This window comes from Bacillus sp. FSL M7-0003 (assembly GCF_038628485.1).
Classification (GTDB): Bacteria; Bacillota; Bacilli; order Bacillales; family Bacillaceae; genus Bacillus; species Bacillus safensis.
In genome coordinates this window covers 318,656-342,055 of the sequence record NZ_CP152024.1, presented here as the reverse complement: position 1 = coordinate 342,055, position 23,400 = coordinate 318,656, and the positions used below count along the sequence as shown (strand labels likewise).

Annotated in this window: 21 protein-coding genes; 3 read left to right on the top strand and 18 right to left on the bottom strand. The window is 44.0% G+C overall.

Annotated elements, in window-relative coordinates:
• Nucleotides 1-11 precede the first annotated feature (11 nt).
• From MHI23_RS01820 to MHI23_RS01795, 6 genes are all read right to left on the bottom strand, one after another.
• Complete coding sequence (locus MHI23_RS01820) at nt 12-1,772, bottom strand: thiamine pyrophosphate-binding protein (RefSeq protein ID WP_342492229.1); 1,761 nt, start codon at nt 1,770-1,772, stop codon at nt 12-14.
• Between the two features lie 38 nt (nt 1,773-1,810).
• On the bottom strand, nt 1,811-2,584 hold the full coding sequence (aroD, locus tag MHI23_RS01815; RefSeq protein WP_135032805.1) for a type I 3-dehydroquinate dehydratase: 774 nt from the start codon (nt 2,582-2,584) through the stop codon (nt 1,811-1,813).
• Nucleotides 2,585-2,593: 9 nt separating this feature from the next.
• Nucleotides 2,594-4,027: an aldehyde dehydrogenase family protein gene (locus MHI23_RS01810; protein ID WP_342492228.1), complete on the bottom strand. Its 1,434-nt coding sequence runs from the start codon at nt 4,025-4,027 to the stop codon at nt 2,594-2,596.
• A complete protein-coding gene (locus tag MHI23_RS01805) occupies nt 4,024-4,881 on the bottom strand; it encodes a citryl-CoA lyase (protein WP_342492227.1) in 858 nt (285 codons plus the stop codon). Before MHI23_RS01805 ends, MHI23_RS01810 begins: the two co-directional genes overlap by 4 nt.
• Nucleotides 4,882-5,198: 317 nt before the next feature.
• Complete coding sequence (gene nadE / locus MHI23_RS01800) at nt 5,199-6,020, bottom strand: ammonia-dependent NAD(+) synthetase (protein WP_326483595.1); 822 nt, start codon at nt 6,018-6,020, stop codon at nt 5,199-5,201.
• 198 nt (nt 6,021-6,218) lie between these two features.
• The gene (locus MHI23_RS01795) at nt 6,219-6,815 is read right to left on the bottom strand and encodes an urea carboxylase-associated family protein (protein WP_024427248.1); all 597 of its coding nucleotides are present in this window, start codon (nt 6,813-6,815) and stop codon (nt 6,219-6,221) included.
• A gap of 112 nt (nt 6,816-6,927) precedes the next feature.
• Between MHI23_RS01795 and MHI23_RS01790 the strand changes: the two genes are divergently transcribed.
• Nucleotides 6,928-8,244, top strand: a complete 1,317-nt coding sequence (locus tag MHI23_RS01790) for an amino acid permease (RefSeq protein ID WP_164512176.1) — start codon at nt 6,928-6,930, stop codon at nt 8,242-8,244.
• On the opposite strand, the gene MHI23_RS01785 is transcribed toward MHI23_RS01790, so the two are convergent.
• The 7 genes from MHI23_RS01785 to MHI23_RS01755 form a co-directional block, all read right to left on the bottom strand.
• Entirely contained in the window at nt 8,239-8,997 is a 759-nt protein-coding gene (locus tag MHI23_RS01785) for a YqcI/YcgG family protein (protein ID WP_125587119.1), read from the bottom strand. The genes MHI23_RS01790 and MHI23_RS01785 overlap by 6 nt on opposite strands.
• Nucleotides 8,998-9,144: 147 nt before the next feature.
• Nucleotides 9,145-9,528 (bottom strand): UPF0715 family protein, encoded by a 384-nt coding sequence (locus MHI23_RS01780; RefSeq protein ID WP_125587120.1) that lies wholly within the window; start codon nt 9,526-9,528, stop codon nt 9,145-9,147.
• A gap of 307 nt (nt 9,529-9,835) precedes the next feature.
• Nucleotides 9,836-10,465, bottom strand: a complete 630-nt coding sequence (locus MHI23_RS01775; RefSeq protein ID WP_125587121.1) for a LysE family translocator — start codon at nt 10,463-10,465, stop codon at nt 9,836-9,838.
• A gap of 92 nt (nt 10,466-10,557) precedes the next feature.
• Nucleotides 10,558-11,748 carry an MFS transporter gene (locus MHI23_RS01770; protein ID WP_125587122.1) on the bottom strand — a complete coding sequence of 397 codons (1,191 nt, stop codon included), beginning with the start codon at nt 11,746-11,748 and terminating at the stop codon, nt 10,558-10,560.
• 54 nt (nt 11,749-11,802) lie between these two features.
• Complete coding sequence (locus MHI23_RS01765; protein ID WP_103132600.1) at nt 11,803-12,849, bottom strand: Gfo/Idh/MocA family oxidoreductase; 1,047 nt, start codon at nt 12,847-12,849, stop codon at nt 11,803-11,805.
• Nucleotides 12,846-13,712, bottom strand: a complete 867-nt coding sequence (locus MHI23_RS01760; protein ID WP_125587123.1) for an HAD-IIB family hydrolase — start codon at nt 13,710-13,712, stop codon at nt 12,846-12,848. The genes MHI23_RS01765 and MHI23_RS01760 overlap by 4 nt, the downstream gene beginning before the upstream one ends.
• A complete protein-coding gene (locus MHI23_RS01755) occupies nt 13,687-15,012 on the bottom strand; it encodes a DegT/DnrJ/EryC1/StrS family aminotransferase (protein WP_125587124.1) in 1,326 nt (441 codons plus the stop codon). Before MHI23_RS01755 ends, MHI23_RS01760 begins: the two co-directional genes overlap by 26 nt.
• A 109-nt stretch (nt 15,013-15,121) precedes the next feature.
• Here MHI23_RS01755 and MHI23_RS01750 point away from each other — a divergent pair, with 109 nt between their 5' ends.
• Complete coding sequence (locus tag MHI23_RS01750) at nt 15,122-16,111, top strand: LacI family DNA-binding transcriptional regulator (RefSeq protein ID WP_024424341.1); 990 nt, start codon at nt 15,122-15,124, stop codon at nt 16,109-16,111.
• Between the two features lie 44 nt (nt 16,112-16,155).
• On the opposite strand, the gene MHI23_RS01745 is transcribed toward MHI23_RS01750, so the two are convergent.
• The 3 genes from MHI23_RS01745 to MHI23_RS01735 all read right to left on the bottom strand — a co-directional run bounded on the left by MHI23_RS01745 (nt 16,156) and on the right by MHI23_RS01735 (nt 20,417).
• Complete coding sequence (locus MHI23_RS01745; protein ID WP_024427240.1) at nt 16,156-17,778, bottom strand: L-lactate permease; 1,623 nt, start codon at nt 17,776-17,778, stop codon at nt 16,156-16,158.
• Nucleotides 17,779-17,821: 43 nt separating this feature from the next.
• Nucleotides 17,822-18,769 carry an L-lactate dehydrogenase gene (locus tag MHI23_RS01740; RefSeq protein WP_172880166.1) on the bottom strand — a complete coding sequence of 316 codons (948 nt, stop codon included), beginning with the start codon at nt 18,767-18,769 and terminating at the stop codon, nt 17,822-17,824.
• A gap of 217 nt (nt 18,770-18,986) precedes the next feature.
• A complete protein-coding gene (locus MHI23_RS01735; protein WP_024424344.1) occupies nt 18,987-20,417 on the bottom strand; it encodes a YfcC family protein in 1,431 nt (476 codons plus the stop codon).
• A gap of 153 nt (nt 20,418-20,570) precedes the next feature.
• Here MHI23_RS01735 and MHI23_RS01730 point away from each other — a divergent pair, with 153 nt between their 5' ends.
• Nucleotides 20,571-21,698: a M20 peptidase aminoacylase family protein gene (locus MHI23_RS01730; protein WP_125587127.1), complete on the top strand. Its 1,128-nt coding sequence runs from the start codon at nt 20,571-20,573 to the stop codon at nt 21,696-21,698.
• A 47-nt stretch (nt 21,699-21,745) separates the two neighbouring features.
• Here the strand turns inward: MHI23_RS01730 and MHI23_RS01725 are convergent, their stop codons facing one another.
• The gene (locus MHI23_RS01725) at nt 21,746-22,468 is read right to left on the bottom strand and encodes an SDR family oxidoreductase (RefSeq protein ID WP_125587128.1); all 723 of its coding nucleotides are present in this window, start codon (nt 22,466-22,468) and stop codon (nt 21,746-21,748) included.
• A gap of 110 nt (nt 22,469-22,578) precedes the next feature.
• Entirely contained in the window at nt 22,579-23,331 is a 753-nt protein-coding gene (locus MHI23_RS01720; RefSeq protein ID WP_024424346.1) for an alpha/beta hydrolase, read from the bottom strand.
• Nucleotides 23,332-23,400: the final 69 nt, after the last annotated feature.

Sequence of the window (23,400 nt, the reverse complement as noted above, 5' to 3'; positions counted from 1 at the left end):
CCTCGTTTTGATTAATTCACGCTGACATGTGAGCGCTTTGAATTTGGTGAATAAATGTCATTAATATTCCAATGTCCATCCGTAGGAACAGGATCATTTTTCATTGCTACATCAATAACGCAAGGCTCCTGAGAAGCAATGGCTTCAGCTAAAGCTTCTTTGAATTCAGAAGCAGAGGTGATTTTAATCCCCTTCATTCCATAACCTCTCGCAATGGCAGCAAAATCCGGTGAATAGCTTTCTCCATCTTTTCTGAAAACAGTGCCGTACGTCGTTTCATAGTGCGCCATTTGCAAGCCGGCTATTGTGCCAAACGCACTGTTATTCATCACAATCCACACAACAGGAATGTTCTCTTCAACGGCTGTTGCGAGAACGGATGGATTTTGACCGAAGCCGCCGTCTCCAACGAGTGACACAACAACACGGTCAGGCTGGGCAATCTTTGCCCCAAGTGCGGCAGGGGCTCCAAATCCCATCGTTGCAAAGCCGCCTGGCGTTAAAATGGTTCCTGGCGTCAACACTGGAAATTGCTGTCCAACCCCATTTTTGTTCCAGCCAACATCCGTTGTAATAAAGGCATCTGGCGGCAATACTTCCCGCACTTCCTGCAAAATACGCTGCGGCTTCATTGGGAAGGATTCATCTTGAACATTCCTCAGATTGCTAGCCTGAAAATCCTTACGATATGCCGCAATTTCCTTTTTCAATTCAGGACGATTCAGTCCTTTTGGCAGCCTTTCTTTCGCCACTCGATTGAGTACAGTCAAGGCTTGCTTTAGATCGGCTACCGCTCCAATTTCAACAGGGTAGTTCCGGCCAATTTCATTCGGATCTATGTCGATATGAATGAGCTTGGTTGTTTGGAAATTGAACGTATACTCCGTTTCCCACGAGCTCGCATCAGCTTCAGCAAAACGAGTGCCTAAAGCCAATATATAATCCGCCTCTTTGCACTGATCATTGATAAATTTCGTCCCCCAAAACCCTGTCATTCCAAGGGTCATTGGGTGATCATCCGGCATGGCTCCTTTTCCCATTAAAGAATGGGCGACAGGGATACTTAGATGGTCAGAAAATGCCTTTAGTTCTTCAGCTGCATCAGCTAGTAAAATGCCTCCCCCAACATATAAGAGCGGTCTTTCTGCCTGCAGCAATCGATCTAATATTCGATTGGCCGTTTGATCATCAATAGAAGGTTTTTCAATGGTGTGTGTATGATGGTTGATTTGTTCAAACAGGGACACATCTAAATCTTTTGAGAACACATCCATTGGAACAGAAATAAGCACCGGGCCAGGACGGCCGCTTTCAGCTAACTGAAATGCTTTTGATAAAATCTCTGGAAATAATTCTGGAATATCGACTCGCCATGCTCTTTTCACAAACGGCCGGTAAATTTCGTATTGAGAGGCATCGGAATGAAGATTGATTTCTTGGTGTGGGTGCTTTCCGTAATAATGACTTGGGACATCTCCTGCAATGACAACCATTGGAATGGAATCAAGTGCGGCATTCGCTACCCCTGTTGCGGCATTGGTGAGTCCAGGTCCTAGATGACTGAGAACAACAGCCGTCTGTTTCTTCGCCCGCGCATAACCATCTGCTGCATGTGCCGCTATCTGTTCATGTCTGACATTTACAAATTGAATCGAGCTTTTTTCAAGCGCTGATAAAAAAGCAATATTCGTATGACCACAGAGGCCGAAAATATGCTCGACTCCCCGATTTTCTAAGTACTGAATAACCTGTGTAGAAATATTCTTCTTCATGTTTCTCTCCTCTCACGGTGCAGCTATGAATCTGCTACTCACTTATTCTTTGAAAACACAATAGATAGAACATTGTTCAAATCCTGTATCGCCACTTGCCCGGGAGCTGAGCTTTCTTTCCCTACAGCAAAGGTCATCACAGAACCAAAAAGCCCGCCAATCATTCTTGTAAAAGCCCCGTATTCCGCCATTGCCATCGAAATAACGGGAATTGACAGCTGCTTTTTCGCATGGCTGGTCGCCGAGAGCAGTGTTAATGCATCGTCATAGGAGTGCGGCATCACTGCGATCTTTGCGATATCGGCGCCGACTGATTCTGCATTGACGAATAGCTGCACGAGGCGATCCACCTCAGGGGTGCGATCGAAATCGTGATACGACACAATCAAGGTAACGCCATGTCTTTTAGCTGCCTGACTGACTTGCTGTATATGTGTCACATCATGCATTAATTCATAATCAACGGCGTCCACAAGCTGTGTGGAACAAAGTTCGGCAAGCAGAGAAACCTTCTCAGATTCTGAGAGTGATATCCTTTCACCTCCCTCCTTTTCAGAACGAATGGTGAATAAAAATGGGATGCCCTTTGCCTTTTCTACCATTCCCTTAAGGGTTTCTATCACTTGATCCTTGTCATGAAGGTGATGAAAAAAATCCGCCCGCCACTCTATCACATCAGGCTTCTTCTCTGTTAACACCTCTATCTCATGAAACAATTCTTCCTTTGTTTGTCCGATGAGCGGCGTACAAATCATTGGCTGACCGCCTGCCTGCACACTTTTTACCTTTTGCTGAAATGCATTCACATCCATACGCCCCTTTCACAGACCATTTGGAAGCACGACCATTTTGGTTTCGGTCATCTCCTCGATGGCGAAACGCGGACCTTCTCTTCCAAGGCCACTTCGTTTAATCCCGCCATAAGGCCAATGATCCAGTCTAAAATTCGATGTCCCATTGATGACAACCCCGCCAGCTTCAAGCTCTTTTGCTGCGTGTAATGCCACATCCAGCTGATTCGTAAAGATCCCTGCCTGCAAACCATATCGGCTATCATTTGCTTCTTTAATTGCCTCCTCCAGCTCCTCATAAGGGAGAATGCTGACAACTGGGCCGAACACTTCCTCACAGACGACCTTGGCCTGTTTCGGAGGGTTTAGCAAAATAGCCGGTGTGATGCTCGCTCCATTTCTTTTCCCCCCGCATAAAAGCTGGGCACCCATGCTCTCTGCCTCTTGTATCCATGCCTCAACACGCTGTGCGGCCTGTACATCGACCATACAGCCGATATCACTCTCACTGGACAGCGGATCTCCAACAACAAGCTGCTCTACTTTTTGTTTTAATACCTCAGTAAACGACGGCATTATTTCCTGGTGGACATAAATTCTTTGAACAGAAATACAGCTTTGACCGGAATTACTAAAGCCTGTTTTGGCACACATGGATGCGGCTTGTTCAATATCTGCATCGTGATGAACAATCGTCGCTCCATTCCCTCCGAGTTCGAGCAGTACCTTTTTTAATCCCGCAGAGGTTGTAATGTGTTCGCCTCCGGCAGCCCCGCCGGTAAAAGAGATGAGATTCGTTCTATCATCAGTGACTAACTGTTTCCCGGCGTCGACCCCGCCAATCACAAGCTGCAAACCAGCCTCAGGAAATCCTGCTTCGAGAAGGAGTTCGACAAACGCTGTGGCAACAGCTGATGTTTGCGGTGCAGGCTTCAAAATGATGACATTCCCTCCCGCAAAGGCCGGACCGACTTTGTGACAAATTAAGTTGAGCGGTGCATTAAAAGGGGTAATCGCCAGCACAACTCCGACTGGTACTTTAAATGTCATGGCCATTGCTCCCTGTCCGCGCGATGATACATTGCCAGGAATGGTCTCACCTATTAATCGATTCGCTTCTTCCGCCGATTGCGCCAGCGTCTCGATTGACCGCGAAACTTCATCTCTTGTATTTTTAAGCGGTTTGCCTAATTCTAGCGAAATCAATTTTGCAAAATGGTCTTTTTGTTCTTCAAGCAAGGTGGCTGCTTTTGTTAGAAGCCTTGAGCGGTCGATTGCCGATATTCCCGCTATTTGTTTTTTAGCATGCTGCGCACTAGAAAGTGCTTGTTCTATGTCTTCTGATGAGGCGAGATAGGATGTACCGATCCTTTCTCCTGAGTAAGGATTGATGATATCTGTTTTCACACGACCGGTATCCAGCCACTCGCCGTTTATATATGACAACGCTCTCAAACTACTCAAATTTTCTCTCCCTCCTTCAAGTGCCGCGTTCCATGTCCTGCATAACGAACCAATCTTTCTTCATTCGGACAAGGTCCTTTCACGAGGGCTCCCTTTGTCAGCTCCTCATATGCATGCGCCACGATGCCCATTCCTCTGGATAAGGAAAAAATGCCTTTTGCTGCTTCTGCTGGAATGTTTAATTCACATTGGATGGCAGCAGATACACCATCTATATTCATCGTGATTTTCTTCCCTTTCAGTTGTTCAAGCTCATGCCTAATCGCTTCGGCTAACCGTAAATATGTGCCGCTGATAAGACCTTGCTGGACATGTTTGTGACTCAGCTCATATAGACGTCTCACCCTCGGATCATCATCATGAAGCTGATGGCCGATTCCCGGGATTTTTTCCTTGCGATTTAACCATGTTTGACACACTTGCTTTGCCGCAGAGTGTATATCCTTTTGATCATCGTAGATCGCTTTGGCCTCGTATAACATACGCATGGCCTTCTCTCCGGCTCCGCCATGAATGTCACCTAATAGATTCATCCCTGTTGCTACAGAGGAATTAAACGAAATGCCGCAAGTCACCGCCATTCTAGCTGCTGCAATAGATGGCGCTCTTGGTCCATGGTCCGCACCTGCGACAAGAACACTTTCAAAAAGAGCTGCTTTTGAATCATCCAATAATTCACCAACAAGCAGTAAATAGAGCATTTGTGGATAAGACAATTCACCAATCAGTTCTTCAATCGGATACCCTCGAATTTCAATTGAATTTTTTTGAATATGACTAATCTCAGTCTCCCACCAAGCGCCTCCCTCTTTGTAAATTTCCAGTGCACTTCGATTTTTCATTGTGTGAATCATTCCTTTAGCTTCTTATTTGGGGGTGAACCACCCCCTTTATTCCATCCAGTGGAATCTAATTTCACTTTTCGGAATGTGGTTTCATTGTAAGCGCATTCTTTTTATTCGTCAATTATTTTTTCTGAAAATACTGTCAATAGGAGCGAAATTAAGTGAATCGAACTAATTATGTTTGCTTTTTTTGATCAAAAAAATTGATATTTAGTTAAATGGACTTAAGTAGATCGTTCTACTAATTTAATGAATTTTTGGTTATTTTGTCAAACCCAATTGAAATTTGACATAAAAAAACCTCTCCATCTGGAGAGGTTTCTTTTTTATTTCCACCAGTCATCAAACATGGAAGCGGGTACTTGGCGTTTATGCTCTGATTGAACATAGCGCTTTTCAATCGCTTCTGCTGCTTGATCTGACACTGGTTTTCCTTCTAAGTAATCATCAATTTCACTGTACGTAATACCGAGTTCTGTTTCATCCGTTTGCTGAGGTTTGTCGTCTAGCAGATCGGCTGTTGGTTTCTTTAAATACAGGCGTTCCGGTGCTTTTAGCGCTTCTAAAAGCGCCCGGCCTTGGCGTTTTGTCAGACCTGTGAGCGGAAGAACATCGGCACCGCCATCACCATACTTCGTGAAGAAGCCGGTTACTGCTTCAGCTGCATGATCTGTACCGATGACAAGCAATCCTTCCTCACCACCGACAGCATATTGCGCGATCATTCTCATGCGTGCTTTGACATTCCCTTTATTAAAGTCAGACAATGGTCCGCCCGTTTCCTTTTGATATTGATCACTGAATGCTGACACGGCAGGTGCAATATCATATTTCCATGACTTGTCTGGCTGAATAAATGATAGAGCGAGCTGCGCATCATCTTCATCCTGCTGCACACCGTGCGGAAGGCGTACTGCAATAAAGACTGCATCCTCTTTTCCTTCTTGACGAAGCTCACTGACAGCAAGCTGTGCAAGACGTCCGGCAAGCGTTGAATCCTGCCCGCCGCTAATGCCGAGTACAAATCCCTTTGCCCCGGTTTTTTTCAAGTACTCTTTTAGAAATCCAACCCGTTTTTCGATCTCCTGCTTTGGGTCAATTGAGGGCTGCACATGCAACTCTTGGCTGATCTTTTTCTGCAAACTCATACACTTTTCCTCCTAAGCATCCTCTACATGAAGAGAACAGGTTTTACTCACAATTCATTGATTTAACAACGTTTTTTGAATCTTCATTATACCATGTTTTCATCAAGAACATTTTGTTAGACGTTCCCCTATTTCTGAGATGATCAAACATTCACAAGTGAAAAAGACCACGTCTTGATTGACTGGTCCTTTTCTTTTTTAATCGATTTCTACCCGTATGGATGTACAGCTTGATCCATTGCACTTCCCAATATCAGCAGGGCATGCAGAAACGGCCACAATGAGGTCCATTTCAGCCCGAAGGCGAATGTAGTCACCGGGCAGCGATTTTGGCTGCTCCACAGACAGCTTTCCTTTTTCATCAATGACTGTATTCATAAAGGCATTAAAAGGATAGTACATATCCTCCTTTGGAATCCCAAAGGGCTCAAAGGCAGTCCGCAAATTATCGTAGCATGTATGCATGACCTCTAAGTGCGTCCTGCCGTATAAAAGCTGATACATCTCTTGGCGGCAGGCGGGCATGTATAAATCATGGCATTCCACTGTATCTTCAATGATCGTAAACATCGGTTTATATAAATTAGAATAGAGCTTATCACCTTTTTTCACTTTGGATGAAAATAGGCTGTCCATTGTCGCACCTTGGTCAAATTTTTCATAAAAATCCTTTTCATGATAGGCCATCACATCTGCTACTTGCTGGCCTTCGACATCAACCACTCGCATACATTGGCCTTTTCCTAAACGAAAGCCGAGTCTACCCTTTGGTAAAATGACGTATTCTCCGTTCATCACATGCACTCCTTTCCATGACAGTATGCCCAAAATGTCCCCTTGATCATGTATAAAAAAAAGAGGCGGTCACAAGCTAATGTCATTGAAATAGAAAGGTGTTGCACTTGCATTGAAAGAAGAACAATCTTTATCTTGGTGGCAGCTTTCTCTTATCGGAGTCGGCTGTACAATTGGCACTGGGTTCTTCCTTGGCTCCAGCATCGCCATTACAAAGTCCGGTTATTCCGTCTGCATTTCCTTTTTGCTTGCTGCGGTCGGAACGTATCTCGTCTTTAAACATTTGGCTGCGATGACAGCTGATAACCCTGATAAAGGGTCGTTTTGTTCCTATGCTCGTAAAGCATATGGACGCTGGGCAGGGTTTAGCAATGGCTGGGTATATTGGTTTGCAGAAATGCTGATTACAGGGAGTCAATTGACAGCCATTTCTCTATTTACCCGCCACTGGTTTCCTTCTGTTCCGCTTTGGGTGTTTTCTACGATTTATTCCGCTCTTGCCCTTCTCGTCATTATCATTGGGCTTTCTTCTTTTCAAAAGACAGAAAATGTTCTTGCGGTACTGAAGACAGCGGCGATTTTTCTGTTTATGATTCTTGCCGTGCTTGTGTTATTCGGCATTTTGACAGAACATAAACCGACCCTGCATCTGCCTAACAAGGATCACGAATGGATGCCGCTTGGCCCGCTTGGTCTTTGGAATGGATTGATTTACGCGTTTTATGCATTTGGAGGAATTGAAGTCATGGGGCTGATGGCGGTTCATTTAAAAGACCCGAAGGATGCGGCAAAAGCTGGACGTGTCATGCTGATCATTCTAGCGGTCATCTATATCGTCTCAATCGGACTTGCTCTCTTGCTTGTCCCAGTGACAGCCTTTAATGAGAACAGCAGTCCATTTATTACATCATTAGAGCCGTTTCATTTATCAATCTTTCTTCATATCTTTAATGGCATTTTCATCATTGCCGGTTTTTCGACATTGGTTGCCTCTCTCTATGCGGTCACAACACTGCTCGGCACAATGTCAGAGCATCAAGATGCACCTGCTTGCTTTAAACAAAAAGACCCATCTCATGTGAGGTGGTCTTCGATTATCTTAACTGCTGCTGGCTTAATTGTCTCAATTCTGCTTGCACTCTTTTTGTCAAAACACATCTACGAGCATCTCACAACAGCAGCTGGTCTTACCCTGCTGTACACATGGATCTTTATTCTGTTCTCAAGTAAAAAGTTATCCAAGCCATCCACTCGCCAAACGTGCGAAATGATTCTTGCGCTGCTCTTAATTGGAGCCGCCGTTTCAGGCACATTAACAGAGGCAAGCGGACGACCTGGCTTTTTTATCAGCCTAGGGATCATTGCAGTGATTGCCATCATGGTGCTATTTATGAGGAAAAAGTGGAAGCAGGATCAGACCGCATCATAATTTCATCATGTTTTTTAATGCAGTAAATGGACATTTGGCGGAGGCTGGTTTCTCCGCCTCTTCATCTGGGAGAAAGTATTGCTTCCATTCATGATTGGCCGGGTCACCGTACCATTTTAATGATGAATGAACACTGACCTCATCATATGCTTTGAGCCGCTTGCGAACGAGCTGGCTCATTTTTTGTCCAAACTTGGTCGACCCATTCAATTTCTCAAACACCCATCTAGGCTGAAACGCCATCAAGAGATAAGGGAAGTGGCGGCTTTTTCTGAGTTTGTGAGCAGGTGTGGAACACAAAATAAAATAAGCTTCACCATGGAAGCAATACTCCCACTCATGATGATGAGTATCGAGCGGAATCTCCTCAGGCCACGGTTCTTCATCTTTATGATGGAGCCGTTGAAGCAGCGACCAAAACTGCTGCTCAAACTCTTCAAGCGAACTTTCCTTTAAATCCTGCGGTGTTTCAAAAAAACAGATAAATGAAGCATATTGACCGGTTTCTTTCGCACAGCCTTGATATTCTCTCAGGAGCTGGGCTAATTCATCCACCGCTTCCTCTTCCCTCGGGTCACCAACAAACCCATAGCGTAAATGATCGAGAAAAAATCCCTGTCTTCCGGGTACACAAGGGAATGTATCGGCTTCATCTCCTACCATCTCGCCAAATTGTGTGAAAGCATCCTGTTTCCATTCTTCTAGTGATCGTAGATTTTGATCAAGGCAACTTTTTGCATACAGCTGGGCCATTTCCTACACCTCGTTTTAGCGTCTTCTCCATAGCCTATGAGGTGCAAATGGCTGTGGTGACTGTCCCTCCACGACTTCCTAGCGTATGACAAGATGGGTTTCCTATGATCAGACTAGTGAAAGTTAATAGAGAGCCTTTCATCATACCTACGATGGATTCTTCATCAAAAAGACGGAATCCAGCACCCAATAAATAAGGGCTGCGCAGAAGCTAAACAGATAGACTTTATAGCTGATGAACACAACAAGCCCATAATCAATCCATAAAGCCAAAGCCGAACACACCACCCATGCTGCAATAAAATAAATCAATAAGTCACGGCTTCGAAACCTCTTAGGATGCCGGTGTAAAACAAACTGAATCGGTGCAGCAAAAATGACATAAGCGAGCAAAATGAACAGACTGGTCATCTCCACATAACTAAAGCCCACTTCAGGCTGCATGAATAAAAACGTATAAACGAATGTTGCAGTGATGACTGATAAAATCAGCATACACACATAGTTGAATACTGGCAGAAACATACGCATAGCAGAAGCTCCTTCAAACCATTTAATATTCCACCATTATTCAAGAATGTGTTATGTCTGTCAATCCTTACAAAAAAACAGACTGGATGTGTCAGCCTGATTCAGATTATTGACAAAGGGCTAAAATGATTTTTTATTTTAGCCCTTTGTCTTCTATTCAGCGTGATCAAAAACCTTTGCAGCCCTAGAAGGGCGAGCACTGGAACGGAGCGAATTTGACATTCGTGAGCACCGGAGCGCAGACCTGACAAAGAATGCGAGGGTTTGTCTACACGCTGAAACAGACTGGATGTGTCAGTCTGTTTTTCTACCCAATCAACGCCATGATTCCTTGATACCCAAAATAGGCGCCGAAACCAAGTAAAGATAGACCTGCCAGAACAGATAAGCCATGTAAAACACGTTCACTTAAATAACGCCTAAACGAACTAGCAAGCAGCGCCATGCTGAAATCCCAGATCAGCATGCCGATAAAAATAGCCATACTGTACATGAGCATTTGGGAAGCTCCATACTTTTCGATCGTATTGGCTAAAATGCTGCCGTAGATGCCAAGCCAAAACAAAATACTGAGCGGATTAGATAGAGAAATGAAAAATCCGGTCATGAATGACTGGCCAACTGATGTGTTTCCACTATGCTTTTTCGGACTCTCCTGCAAATTGATTTTACGCAGACTTTCAATGCCGGTATAGGTCAGAACAAAAAAGCCGAACAGCCACAAAAAGGTCTTTACAAGAGGTGCAGTCAAAAGCTGGGCGACACCAAAATAGATGAGAAGCATATAGACAATATCCGCAGCCATAGCCCCCACACCAAATATCCACGCATGCCAAAATCCACTTTTAATCCCTCTGTCGATTTGGGCTGCATTGACTGGCCCAACAGGCGCTGAAAGTGACAACCCTAAAAAGATATAACCAAAAAACACCGCCACATAGACGTCCTCCTTTTGATGCTGACTTGTACATGTTATTCAAACTTTCTGCGTTTTAGTACAAGTCCTTTGTCATCATTTCAGGTGGAGGCTTAGCGGTCTGCTTTCAGTGCTGACTGCTGCGCGTGTACCGTTTCTTTTTTCTTAGAACGATTCATTTGAATCGCAGCTGCAAACAGAAGAACAGCTAAGAAAGCAAATACAAAGACGGCACTAGCCGCTCCTGCCCATTCCAGACTAAATCCAATCAAAAAGGACAAGCAGGCTCCGCCTAAGCTTGCGGCTGCAATAAAATAACTCGTCGCCTCATCGATGGCATTTTCAATCATTAAGGCAGATGCTGTCAGTGCGATTGGGAACATGCCAGCTGCGCAAAGACCGATGAAAAAGATGAGGATCAGCTGCGCGGCGATGTGGGTTGTCAGAGCAAATATCACAAGCAGCAGAATCATCAGAGATGCACTTAGCTTTAAAAAACGCAGCGGATGCAGCTGATCAGCTTTTCTCGCGATCATGGTTCTGCCGATGACGATCGCTGTCCAGAAAGTAGAGACCGCAAAGAGTCCCCAATTTTCTCCCCCTTTTTCCAGCATGATCGACGGCAAAAAATTCGCAAAGTTCGTTTCAATCCCTGCGTAGAAAAAGGCAAAGCAAATCATGATCACCACAATCATTCGATTATTTCGATCAACAAGTAAAGACGGTTTCCTCGTCCCCCTTGTGGTGGGAGCATCCATCTGTCCATGAGGCAGTTTGTTCATAAAAACCAGCCAGAGCATGAGGAAAAATGTCAGCGCACCCACCTGAAATAAAAACACATACTGCCATGTCTGTTCTGTGACAGTCAGCAGAATCACTAGCGGGAATAACAGCGCACCTAATCCAAAAAAGACCTCCATGATACTGATTCGCTTTGCACTATTAGCCATCGAAATGACATACGCTCCGGCTGTTGTCTCAAGACTGCCTGCGCCGCTCCCAAGAAAAAAACCTGCCAGCACAAGCGTTGTCCATCCGGGCACCAATAGCCCCAGCAGAAGTGAGCCGATCATCAGCAAAAGACCCATGGTCAGCACAGCGCCATAGCCTTTTTTTCTCACTAGAATGGGAGATAGCAGAACACCTGTCAAAAAACCAATAAACTGAAAAAAAATTAAAGATGATAATTCCCCGGGACCCTTATCGTAACTCGACAGCAAATAAGGTGTTAAGCTGCCAAAAAATACATGAATGGTCCCAATAAAAAAATAAAAGACACAGCCAAAATAAAATACCTTTTTCATCTTTTCACTTCCTCTAAAAAGGAGCGGAGTCATGATATCCTCCGCTCCACCTCTTTAATATGCCTGGGCAGAGACAACTGCCTCTTCCCTTTCAAAGCATGTATTGAGCGCAGCCTGAGCGCGATAACCATCTTCAAAATCAGCGACCTTCATATGAGATGGGTATGGATCAGTATTCACCCAATGCATCAGCTGATCGCGGAATGTATCGGACCATCCGTAAAATTCATTTGGCGGATCTGTCAGCAAAGTTTGCGGCATTTGATGACGCTCCACACACAATCCATCACTGATCTCATATTCGTTTTTCATGTTCGTATGGTATTTGAATACCTTGTCATGACCAACGACTTCTACACTAAATCCACATTCCTCAGGCTGCGTGCTTTTGGATGTCACCAAATGAAAGAACACTTGATTCTCCATCTGCCCGAAAATTTCGGTATGATCATCCACCTGAACCTTTTTCTCTTCTTTTTCCTTTACATGTGTCAGCATCTTGGTGTTAAGTGATTCTTTCTTCATTTCACTGCCAAATAAGTACCACAGCATATCAATCAAATGAATGCCAAGATCCCCTAGTGCACCGCTCGTACGCAGACTTTCACCGCTGTCTCTCCATGAAAAAGTCTTTCTTCTAAGGGCACTGTTTTTCTTAAAATGAGTTCTGACGGTCAAAATGCGGCCTAATTCACCGTTGGCAATCAAGTTTTTCAATATATTCACAAAGGATAAATAACGATAGTTAAAGCCCATACTGGCTTGAACTTGGAACTGTTTGGCTGTCTCCACCATTTCCTTCGCTTCCTTCAACGACACAGCCATCGGTTTTTCACATAAAATCGGCTGTCCTGCTCTTAGCGACTGAAGGGCATGGTCCTTGTGACAAAAATTAGGGGATGCAATGATCAATCCATCAGATGCATCTGCCAGTGTCCCGATACTTGAATACACACGTCCGCCGTACTGTTTAATGAATCCCTGTGCGACCGACTCATGCAAATCATAGACACCGGATAATTCTGCACCTTTGATCGTTGATAATGCTCTTGCATGTGCTTTTGCAATATTCCCTGCTCCAACAATTCCAATTTTCTTCATGAATGTGCCTCCTCATGTTTATACATCACTGTTTTCAGTGTTTCATAGATTCCTTTTGCATACCCATGATGACAAATTTGGTGATGGTGCCGTTTGGCTTCAGCTGTCGCATTTTGGACAAGGAAGCCGTGTGTGACGGATTGAAGCATCCGCAAATCGTTCCCGCTATCACCAAAGGCAAAGCCTTGATCTTTCGATAAATCATATTGGTTCAGCATAAAACGGACAATTTCATCCTTCCCTGTTCCGACTGGTAAAAAATCGACATCATAGCAATCCGCAGGATCTCCAGCAAGCGGGTTGCATTTATTGATGTTGACTGCCACGCCTCGCTCTTTAGCCAGTGTTTGGATAAATGATAGATGATAAAGATCTGTCCGTTCATCCTGCTCCTGATAATAGAAATTCTTCTTATACCCTGAACTGCCCAGCTGCGTTTGCGGTCTAAGGGAAATGCCCTTTTCTCGGATGGTTTCCAGGATGTCTTCGATTTTTTCATCTGAAAAGCCCTGTGCATCCAGCCGCTTCATCCACTCTGCATCTGGCTGTCCAAAATGGGCATCCGACGTATATACAATCTCAGTCCCTAAGTTCGACGCAATGAAATGCGGGAATTGATGAAACCCTCCTTTTTCCATTTTGCTCGTGACAGAATCGAGGCTGCTTCCCGTCACCCAGCCCAGCAAGAGCTGTCCCGCTTCACTCTTTTCTGCTACAAAGGCTTCCAGCCGATTGACATCCGCTCTCTGCTCCTCTGTCATTCCGTGAGAATAATACGTTTCATCAAAATCACAGAAGACGATCCACTGCGGATTCTTCGGCAGATTCAGCAGTTTTTTATTGAATGGAAGACTTGATAACATGATGAACCCCCTCGATGACCTTCTCCTGATCTTGCAGCGGCATTCCTGGATAAAGCGGCAAGTGAAGTAATTGCTGCGCAGCTTTTTCCGTGTGTGGAAGTGTCGTTTGTCTATATTTTTGAGAAACAAGATTTGTTTGATGCTGATGCGATAGAACCGGGTAATAGACATCCGTCTCTATGCCCATTTCCAGCAATTTCGCTGCCAGTTCATCTCGTTCTCCCTTCAGCACTCTAATCGGGAATAGATGCCATACATGATCATCTGTCAGCGTCGGGAGCTTCATATATCCTTCATCCTCAAGCGTTTGCAGCTGTTCAATGTATCGCTTGGCTAAGTAAAAACGTTTGAAATTTTGCAGTCCTAAATACTTCATTCGTTCGAGTCCAATCGCTGCCTGCAAATTATCAATTTTCGAATTAAAGCCATAGTCACTGCGTTTGACATTTTTCTTTCCAGCTTCAAAGCCGTGATAGCTGATCTCCATGCATTTTTCCGCTAAGGCCTCATCATTTGTAGCGATGGCTCCTGCCTTTCCGCAGACCCCAAGGTTTTTGTATGGATTAAAGCTGAGAACAAGTCCATCTCCATAAGCGCCAAGGCCGCTGCTGCCAATCGCCTGACAGCCGTCTTCAATGATTTTCAGCCCATGCTGTTTCGCAATCGCCGAAATCTCCTTCATATCCGCTTGCTTTCCATATAAATGAACCGGTAGAATGCATACCGTTTTATCTGTGATATGTTTCTCTATTTCACTCGGTGAGAGGCAGTAGGTTTCAGGATCAATATCGGCATATACCGGAACAGCCCCAATGGCAAGCACTGCATTTTCTGTTGCAGCAAAGCTATTGGCCGGCAAAATCACCTCGTCTCCTGGATGGACGCCTGCTGATATGAGACTGATCATTAATGCATCTGTTCCACTTGACGTGGCAATGACATATTTTTTCCCTAAGTACTCAGCAATCGCCTTTTCAAATGTCGGAATATATGGCCCTGAAGTAAAACGGCCAGAGCTCAATACTTCCTTCAGCACCTGCATAATATCATCGATTTCATCTTCTGAAATCAGTTTGTCAACTGGCAGAAACGGTATCTTTTTTTCCTTATTTTGTTTATAATGGAAGAGAATTTTTTCCAAACCTGTGCGCTCTATATCTTGCTCAAGGAACGTCACCAGCTTTTCATTTGCTAGATGCTTTTCAACTGAATCAGCCTTAACTTGAACACCTTGATTGATCATATCCAGCAAAGGAAGATAATCCTTGCTTTTACCTGATATCTTCGTCAATATTTGCATTCCATTCCCTCCAATTAATCAATTCCTTTTGTTAATATTTAACTTGTTTCACATTGTAAATGATGTTATCGATTTCAGAACAATAACTTTGTGTAAAGGATTTGTTAATATGTGTACAATTTATGAAATTGCCAAACGCTGCGGGGTTTCAACCACCACCGTTTCCAGAGTGCTAAACCATCACCCATATGTGTCAGAAGAAAAGCGGCAGCTCATTTTACAGGTGATGAAAGAAATGGAATATACACCGAGTTCAGCAGCCCGCACACTAAGGTCACATCAGACAAAAACCATTGCTGTGTCTGTTCCAGCTGTGGACCATCCTTTTTTTGCACAATTGATTAAAGGCATTTCAAAGGAAGCACTGGATCAAGGATATAAAGCCATCGTGCTCCAGACGTTTTATCAAGAAGCATTAGAGCTTGAAGGGCTTCAATTATTAAAAAGAAAAGAAGTCGATGGGGTTATATTGGGTGCGTTAGAAAATACGTGGGAGAAAATTGAGCCATTTTTAACGAACGGCCCCATTGTCATGGCAAATGAATATCACCAAACAGCAAACATCCCGATTATTGGATACGATGAACGGGAAGCCGCCTATAAAGCGGTGGACTATTTGATTCGGTCGGGGCGAAAATCGATTGGGTTTTGCTTTGATACAGAAAGCAGTGAAGCGCAGAAACAAAGGAAACAGGGCTATCTTGATGCACTCTCTGCTCACGGTTTGCCGCTGCAAGATGATTGGCTGTTTGGAGAGGCTTTTACCATTGAAGACGGCTTTCGCTTAATGGAGGTCATCCATCACATGAAGGAAGCGCCTGATGCCATTTTCACCGGCAATGATCAAGTCGCAGCAGGACTCATTAAACAGGCTATTTCATACGGCTATCAAATCCCCGGGGATCTAGCGGTCATCGGCTATGACAACCAAGACATTTGTGAGGTGACAGCTCCAACGATCACCACAATTGACATACCGATCGTAGAGCTTGGCCAGCGGTCTGTACAGCAAATGATCGCACTCCTGCAAGATCAAAAACCATTACAGCGCGAACATATCCAGCTGCCTACCCGGCTCGTGACAAGAGAATCTACATAAAGAAAAAGACTGAGATCTTTCTCAGTCTTTTTTAGTCTATCAACCTATACAAATTGAGCAAGAATGAATGTCCATATACATACAATACCGAGCAGGATGAAGCTGTACTTCACGGTCTTTTTGAAGAGCTCAGATTCTTTCCCTGTTTCTCCAACAGCTGCTGTAGCGATAGCGATTGATTGTGGAGAAATTAATTTCGCCATCACACCACCGGTCGTATTCGCCCCAATTAACAAACCTGCCTGTGAGCCGATTTGAGAAGCAGTGACCGCTTGAAGGTTACCGAATAAGGCGTTGTTACTCACGACAGACCCCGTAATAAACACGCCGATCCAGCCAAGCACCGGGCTGACAAGCGGGAACAAATCGCCCGTTTTGGCAAGAGCAAGTCCAATGGCTGAACTTAGGCCAGCAAAGTTCGCAAGGTTGGCAAAACCCATAACAAAACAAATAGTCAGAACAGGAACCCAAAGCTCTTTCACCGCTGCTTTTAAGCAGACAGCGCCTTCTGTTAATGTAATATGTCTGCTAAACAGCCCTGTCAGCATGACCGCAATCAGAATGGCGGTCCCCGTTGCACTGATGACATCAATTTTAAAGATCGCATCAATAGGTGTTTCCGTTTGTGCAATTGGTGGTAATTTCACAATTTGCTGATGTAAAAATGGCATTTTCACTAAAATGGTCGTCCAGTTAAGCGGTCCTCCTACAGCAAACAATGCTTTAAATGCCGGCAGACTCCATACCGTAATAACAGCAGTTAAAATATAGAACGGAGACCATGCTTTCAGTATTTCAACGCCGCGATACGTTTGTTTCTGTTCAATATCTGGCGCTCCTTCTTCACGATAAATGTGTTTTGGCTGCCATTTCCGAAGAAATAAAGCCAAAATTCCCATACTTGCTAAGGCAGAAATAATATTGGCAAGCTCAGGACCCATCGTCACCATTGTGACAGCTTGCAAAATGGCATAGGTACCACTCACAACAAGCAAGGCTGGCAGAGTTTCTTTGATCCCTTTCAATCCATCTACAATCAGAATGAGGAGAAACGGAATACAGAATGAAATAAATGGGATGGTATATACAAGGGTTTGAGATAACGCAAGCGGCGTCATATTGCCCATTTGCGCCCCTGTAATCACCGGGATGCCCACCGCCCCAAATGCACCAGACGCAGCATTGGCAATTAAGCAGAGCATCGCAGCTTTCAGCGGTTTAAACCCAAGCTCTGTTAAGAGAGCGGCACTGATCGCAATCGGTACACCAAATCCAGCAGCGCCCTCTAAAAATGCGTTAAAACTAAAACCGATTAATAAGAGCTGAAGACGTTGATCTTGAGAGATTCCTGCAATACTAGATCGAATGACATCGAACTTACCAGATTTCACGGCAATTTTATAGAGCCATACCGCCATGATGACGATATATCCAATCGGCCACAGCCCATTAGATATACCGAGCAGCACAGCAGATAATGCTTTTTCAACTGGCATATGGAAGAAGAAAACAGCTGTTACAAAACTGACGATTAAGGTAAAACAAGCGGCTAAAACACCTTTTAGCTTAAAAACAGTTAATGCAAGAAGGAAAAACAAGATTGGGAGCATTGCCACCAATGCACTGACGAATTCATTACCAAACGGATCATATATTTGCTGCCACATAGTGATTCATCCTTTTCTGCTCAGATAGGTTGCTTTTGATTGATTAAAAATGAGGAGCCAAAATCTCTTTTAACACATTTACACTGTGTGCAAATTTTTCTTTCTCCGTGTCGTTCAGTGCGAGCTCCATCACTTCTGTTGCACCATTTCGATTCACAAGAGCTGGTACACCAATGTAAACATCTTCTGCTCCGTACTCTCCATCTAAGTAAGTGCTGACAGTTAAAATGCTGTTTTCATTGTGCAGGATCGCTCTTGTAATGCGGGCTAAACTCATTGCTACGCCGTAATAAGTGGCGCCTTTTTTCTCAATGATTTGGTAAGCGGCATGACGAACATTTTCCATGATTTCATCTAAGTCTTCTTGTTTGTATTGATCATTTCTCTTCATTAATTCTGCAATTGGTACACTTCCGATATTCGCATGACTCCAAACAGCAAGCTCTGTATCTCCATGCTCGCCAATGATGTAAGCATGCACGTTGTGTGCCGCTGCTTCAAAATACTCACTAAGCATGTATCTAAATCTTGCCGTATCAAGCGTCGTACCACTGCCAATTACTCGTTCTTTTGGAAGTCCACTGAATTTCCAAGTCGCATATGTCAAAATATCGACTGGGTTTGTGGCAACTAAGAAAATGCCATCAAATCCACTTTTCATTACGTTTTCTACAATGCCTTTAAATATATTTAAATTTTTCTCAACAAGATCAAGTCTTGTTTCACCTGGCTTTTGGTTTGCACCAGCACAGATACAGACGATATCTGCATCCTTACAATCCTCATAATCTCCATACCATGTATTCACAGGATGCGGGGCAAATGCTTTTCCGTGGTTTAAATCCATCACGTCACCCATTGCTTTGTCTTGATTCAAATCGATGACAACCAATTCATCTGTGATTGCTTGATTTATTAATGTAAAGGCATAACTGCTGCCGACGAAACCTGCTCCAATAAGGGCTACTTTGTTTACTTTTTCGTTTGTCATTTATCTCATCCTCCTGAGTAAAACTAGGCTGTTTTTCTTATGTGAAGTATTTCACATTCATATTGTGCAACATTTCACAAACTTTTGCAAGGGGACTGCTCAAAAAAAATATGTAGCGAATTTGTGAACACATTTATTGTGCTTTCAAAGCGCTGGATCCATACATATTTCCACAAGAAAAAAGCTGCCAAACACTCGTCGGCAGCTTCCTACATATTTAATAAGGTCCCCAGTTGATCATGACCCCGATACAAATAAATACAAGACCGATGACAAACCAAATGAGGGCAAGCGGCACCATAAAACGCAGCCATTTTACATAAGGTATACCACTTGCAGCAAGCACAGCCATCAATACACCAGAAGTCGGATTGATACAGTTGACTACCCCTTCGCCAAGCATCACTGCTTCTACAGCTACCTGTCTTGTGATACCCATTAAATCAGCGAGCGGCGCAAGAATCGGGATAAAGACAACAGCTTCTCCTGATCCTGATGAAATCAAAAAGTGAAGAAGCGCACTCGCAATATACATCCCGATCGCACCAGCGATTGGACTAAAGCCTGTCAGCATACTCGCCAAGCCGTTGACCACTGTATCAAGCAGCTTCCCATTTTCTAAAATGACCGAAATACAGCGTGCCATCCCAACAATAAGTGCGCCGTATACAAGGCTTTGGCACCCAATAATAAACGTTTTCGCAATATCATTGGCCGCTAAACCGCCAAGCAGTCCAGCAGCGATAGCCATAAAGATGAACACACCCGCCATTTCCTTATCGGTCCAGCCAAGCTGAAGTGCGCCATATAAGAATCCTCCAAGTGACAATCCGCACACTGCTAAAATCAGCTTATGTCTGCCAGTAAATGCAGGCTTGTCCACAGATTCCGCATCGGCTCCGCCAAGCCCCTTAGCAGGAAACCATTGATCGCCAAGAATGCTTCCCTTTTCTTTATTCTTCAGACGTCTTGTATATAAATAGATGTACACAATACTAGAAATAAGAAAACAAAGATAAATAATGACACGCAGGCCAATTCCGGAAAAGATCGGCAGCTCTGCAATCGTTTGTGATAAACCTAATGGAGATGGAGATAAAATCGTTGCGTTAAATCCTGCATAACAGCCGATGTATATGACAGCCGCTCCTGCTACAGCATCCCATTTCAAGGATCGTGCTACAATGATGCCGATTGGAATAAATCCAATGACAGAGTTCACGACAATTCCGGTCGTTCCAAGGACTGAAAATAATCCCCCAACAATACAAATAAACAATAATTGCTTCGTTTGAAACCGGCTGATGACATGGTGAATCATCCCGTTAATAGCACCTGTCTTCTCCAAAATGGCAATGGTTCCGCCCGTAAATAGAATCAGAAAAATAATAGAAGAGGACCCTACCATTCCTTCTTGTATCGCTGTAAAAAAGCCAACTGGACTCACTGGTGATTGATCAATACGGTGATAGCTGCCAGGAACGGCTGTTGTGATCTCCCCAGATGTCTTTCGGTCAAACTCACCCGCTGGTACAAAATACGTTGCTATTGTACAAATCAGTGCAATCATAAATAAGAGAACATACGCATCTGGCATTTGAAGTTTTCGTTTTTGTTTCTCTGGTGCTGATACTGTCGCTGTTTTCATGTGTCAAAACCCCTTTGTCCCGATCGGAATTTCACTTAATTTTCAGAATAATCAAATGATGTGTTATATTATAAACACTGTTGATATTTAAGAGCAATATTATTTCATTAAAATAATGTTTTGGCAGATTATCTGTCAGCAAGGAGGATTCTCATGACAACTTTGACAAACGAAATGAAACAAACCGTGACAGACATCTTTGAACACTTGCATGCCCACCCAGAAATCAGCTGGGAAGAAACAGAAACGACCGCTTATATTGAAGATATATTGAAAAAATTGGGCTGCAAAACTCAAACATTTGACGACTGTACAGGGGTGATCGGTGAAATTGGAGAAGGCGCACCAGTGGTCGCTGTGAGAGCTGATATTGATGCACTTTGGCAGGAAGTAGATGGTGAGTTTAAAGCCAATCATTCATGTGGCCACGATGCACACATGACAATGGCTCTTGGCACCTTCATGGCATTAAAGGAAAAAGAACGACCAAACGGCACGATCCGTTTCATCTTTCAGCCTGCTGAGGAAAGAGGCGGCGGTGCGCTGAAAATGATTGAAAAAGGTGTGCTGGCAGATGTCGATTACTTATATGGCGTACATGTGCGTCCAATTCAAGAAACATTAAACGGACGCTGCGCTCCTGCTATTTTGCACGGATCAAGTAATCATTATGTCGGCACCATTATTGGCGAGGAAGCGCACGGTGCACGTCCACACCTTGGCATCAACGTAATAGAAGTGGCTTCTACCCTTGTGCAGAGACTCGCGCATATCCATGTCGATCCAAGAGTTGCGCATTCTGTCAAAATGACCAATTTACATGCTGGCGGGGGCAGCTCAAACATCATCCCAGGTAAAGCTTCTTTTACATTAGATGTACGGGCGCAAACAAACGAAGTGATGGATGAACTAGAAAAAGAAATTGAAAGAGCCGTTCATTCTGTAGCGGATGCCTTTGGCGCTTCCATTACACTTTCAACAGACCATCGTCTGCCTGCCGCCACCTTAAATGAGGAAGCTGTCCAGATCATGTCTCATGCAATTGAACAGGTTTTAGGTAAAGAACAGCTTGATCCCCCGATTGTCACAACAGGTGGAGAGGACTTTCACTTTTATGCAGCAAAGCTTCCGCATATCAAATCCACAATGCTCGGTTTAGGCTGTGATTTAAAGCCTGGTCTTCATCATCCGTATATGACCTTCAACCGCTCGGCAATCTTTACCGGCATTGAGATTTTGACCGAAGCTGTCTATCAAACACTCCAGCAGCATTCATCATAAATGAAAAAGCCACCCGCCTTCTCATTAAGCGGGTGGTCTGCTTTATATTATGCATTCAGATCTGCCATGGCGGGAACGTTGATTTCTTTTACGCAAGATACCCTTGATAAATGAATCACACATCTCGCAAGCTCCACAATATCCTGGACAGGGATTCTCGTTTCATCATATAGAGTGATGGCCTTTTCGGCTCCATCCTCATATGGAACCTCCGCCGCCAGCTCTCCTGGATTGATACAGGTGACGGATATTTTATCTTTCCTCACATGCTCTCTCAGTGCATTTACAATTCCGCGCAGGCCAAATTTAGATGCAACAAACGAGACCTGAGGCAGGTTTGTATGGTCGAGTCCGGCCGTTGAGCCAATCACGATGATTTTCCCATTCTCTGATTTCCTTACGTGCGGAAGCAGTGCCTGGATGTATGTAATGGTTGAGGTGACATTCACATTGATTAAATGTGCAATATCCTCTGGCTGATCGTGATCAAAGGAATAATCGTCTTCAAAGCCTCGTTTTTCCCATAAGCCGACGTTATAGATGAGTACATCAATCGTCTTGTTCTCCAGTGCTTCGAGCATATAAGAGATATGCGTTTGGCTTGATAAGTCGATTTTCAGCCAAATTCTATGTACACCGTCATCTATGCTCAAACTGCTTGGTTCACTTCGCGATACAATCCAAACTGTATCTCCACTTGAAGGGAGACCCTTTACAAAAGCATCTCCTAATCCTTGACTTGCACCGAATATGATATAGTTTTTACTCATAGCTCCTCCTTCTAGGAAACACAAACTGTAAGCGCTCTACACCTATATCATACAGATTTTAAGAGACTGGCGCCCTTTTTATGCTCGTCTTCACTTATTGATTGGCGCGGCTACTGGATTTCCTTTAATTCGACTGGTAATGCACGTGCCTCTATAAAGCATTTGATCATTTCTGTAAAAAGTTCTTTCTTCTCAAAAGTAAATGTATGTCCAATACCGGGAACGATGAAGCCTGTTGCCTTCGGATGTGAATTCGTTATTTTTTTTGCTGACCGTTTCATAATGCCTTTTTCTTTTTCTCCCACTGTGACAAGAATGCGTGCCTTCGCTTGTTGAAACGTGTCAGGGAGCTTGTAATGGAGGTTTTCTTGAAACATCGTAAGAAGGGTTTTCTTTTGCAGATGTTTCGATTCCGCCGCATAATGATGCAGTACATGTTGCGAGAGCCCCATCTTTTCGGCTTGGAGCTGGATAAACCAATCTTTCTTTAATAATGGATACGTCAGTGGCAAGAGGGGTCTCACCATGAAATGGAGCCATGGCAAAGGCATCACAAGGGCGCTATTGATGACGGCTATGTCTACGATATCCGGCTCTCTTGATAACACATCAACGGCAATCTGCGCACCTAAAGAAAATCCAATCAGAATCACTTGACGGCCATTCGCATTTTCCTTGATCCATGAGATGACTTCACGGGTGCTTTCATTCATTGAAAATATCTGTTCTTTTGCTCTTGTCCCGTGTCCAATGAGATCAGGAGCAAAGCATTCATACGTGTCCTTCAATATTTCAACCTGCTCCTGCCACATCCAGCTGCTTACTCCTCCACCATGCAAAAAAATCATGATTGACTTATCCATCGCCCGACAACTCCATCCTTCTATATAAGAAAAAAGCAGCCGCTTTTTGAGCAGACTGCTTTTTCAACA

What these genes read in the sequence shown, in the direction of transcription:
- MHI23_RS01820 (WP_342492229.1), bottom strand. Translation starts at nt 1,772, where the DNA reads ATGAAGAAGAATATTTCTACACAGGTTATTCAGTACTTAGAAAATCGG.
- aroD (WP_135032805.1), bottom strand. Translation starts at nt 2,584, where the DNA reads ATGGATGTGAATGCATTTCAGCAAAAGGTAAAAAGTGTGCAGGCAGGC.
- MHI23_RS01805 (WP_342492227.1), bottom strand. Translation starts at nt 4,881, where the DNA reads ATGATTCACACAATGAAAAATCGAAGTGCACTGGAAATTTACAAAGAG.
- nadE (WP_326483595.1), bottom strand. Translation starts at nt 6,020, where the DNA reads ATGAGTTTGCAGAAAAAGATCAGCCAAGAGTTGCATGTGCAGCCCTCA.
- MHI23_RS01795 (WP_024427248.1), bottom strand. Translation starts at nt 6,815, where the DNA reads ATGAACGGAGAATACGTCATTTTACCAAAGGGTAGACTCGGCTTTCGT.
- MHI23_RS01785 (WP_125587119.1), bottom strand. Translation starts at nt 8,997, where the DNA reads ATGGCCCAGCTGTATGCAAAAAGTTGCCTTGATCAAAATCTACGATCA.
- MHI23_RS01780 (WP_125587120.1), bottom strand. Translation starts at nt 9,528, where the DNA reads ATGCGTATGTTTCTGCCAGTATTCAACTATGTGTGTATGCTGATTTTA.
- MHI23_RS01770 (WP_125587122.1), bottom strand. Translation starts at nt 11,748, where the DNA reads ATGAAAAAGGTATTTTATTTTGGCTGTGTCTTTTATTTTTTTATTGGG.
- MHI23_RS01765 (WP_103132600.1), bottom strand. Translation starts at nt 12,849, where the DNA reads ATGAAGAAAATTGGAATTGTTGGAGCAGGGAATATTGCAAAAGCACAT.
- MHI23_RS01760 (WP_125587123.1), bottom strand. Translation starts at nt 13,712, where the DNA reads ATGTTATCAAGTCTTCCATTCAATAAAAAACTGCTGAATCTGCCGAAG.
- MHI23_RS01755 (WP_125587124.1), bottom strand. Translation starts at nt 15,012, where the DNA reads ATGCAAATATTGACGAAGATATCAGGTAAAAGCAAGGATTATCTTCCT.
- MHI23_RS01750 (WP_024424341.1), top strand. Translation starts at nt 15,122, where the DNA reads ATGTGTACAATTTATGAAATTGCCAAACGCTGCGGGGTTTCAACCACC.
- MHI23_RS01745 (WP_024427240.1), bottom strand. Translation starts at nt 17,778, where the DNA reads ATGTGGCAGCAAATATATGATCCGTTTGGTAATGAATTCGTCAGTGCA.
- MHI23_RS01740 (WP_172880166.1), bottom strand. Translation starts at nt 18,769, where the DNA reads ATGACAAACGAAAAAGTAAACAAAGTAGCCCTTATTGGAGCAGGTTTC.
- MHI23_RS01735 (WP_024424344.1), bottom strand. Translation starts at nt 20,417, where the DNA reads ATGAAAACAGCGACAGTATCAGCACCAGAGAAACAAAAACGAAAACTT.
- MHI23_RS01730 (WP_125587127.1), top strand. Translation starts at nt 20,571, where the DNA reads ATGACAACTTTGACAAACGAAATGAAACAAACCGTGACAGACATCTTT.
- MHI23_RS01725 (WP_125587128.1), bottom strand. Translation starts at nt 22,468, where the DNA reads ATGAGTAAAAACTATATCATATTCGGTGCAAGTCAAGGATTAGGAGAT.
- MHI23_RS01720 (WP_024424346.1), bottom strand. Translation starts at nt 23,331, where the DNA reads ATGGATAAGTCAATCATGATTTTTTTGCATGGTGGAGGAGTAAGCAGC.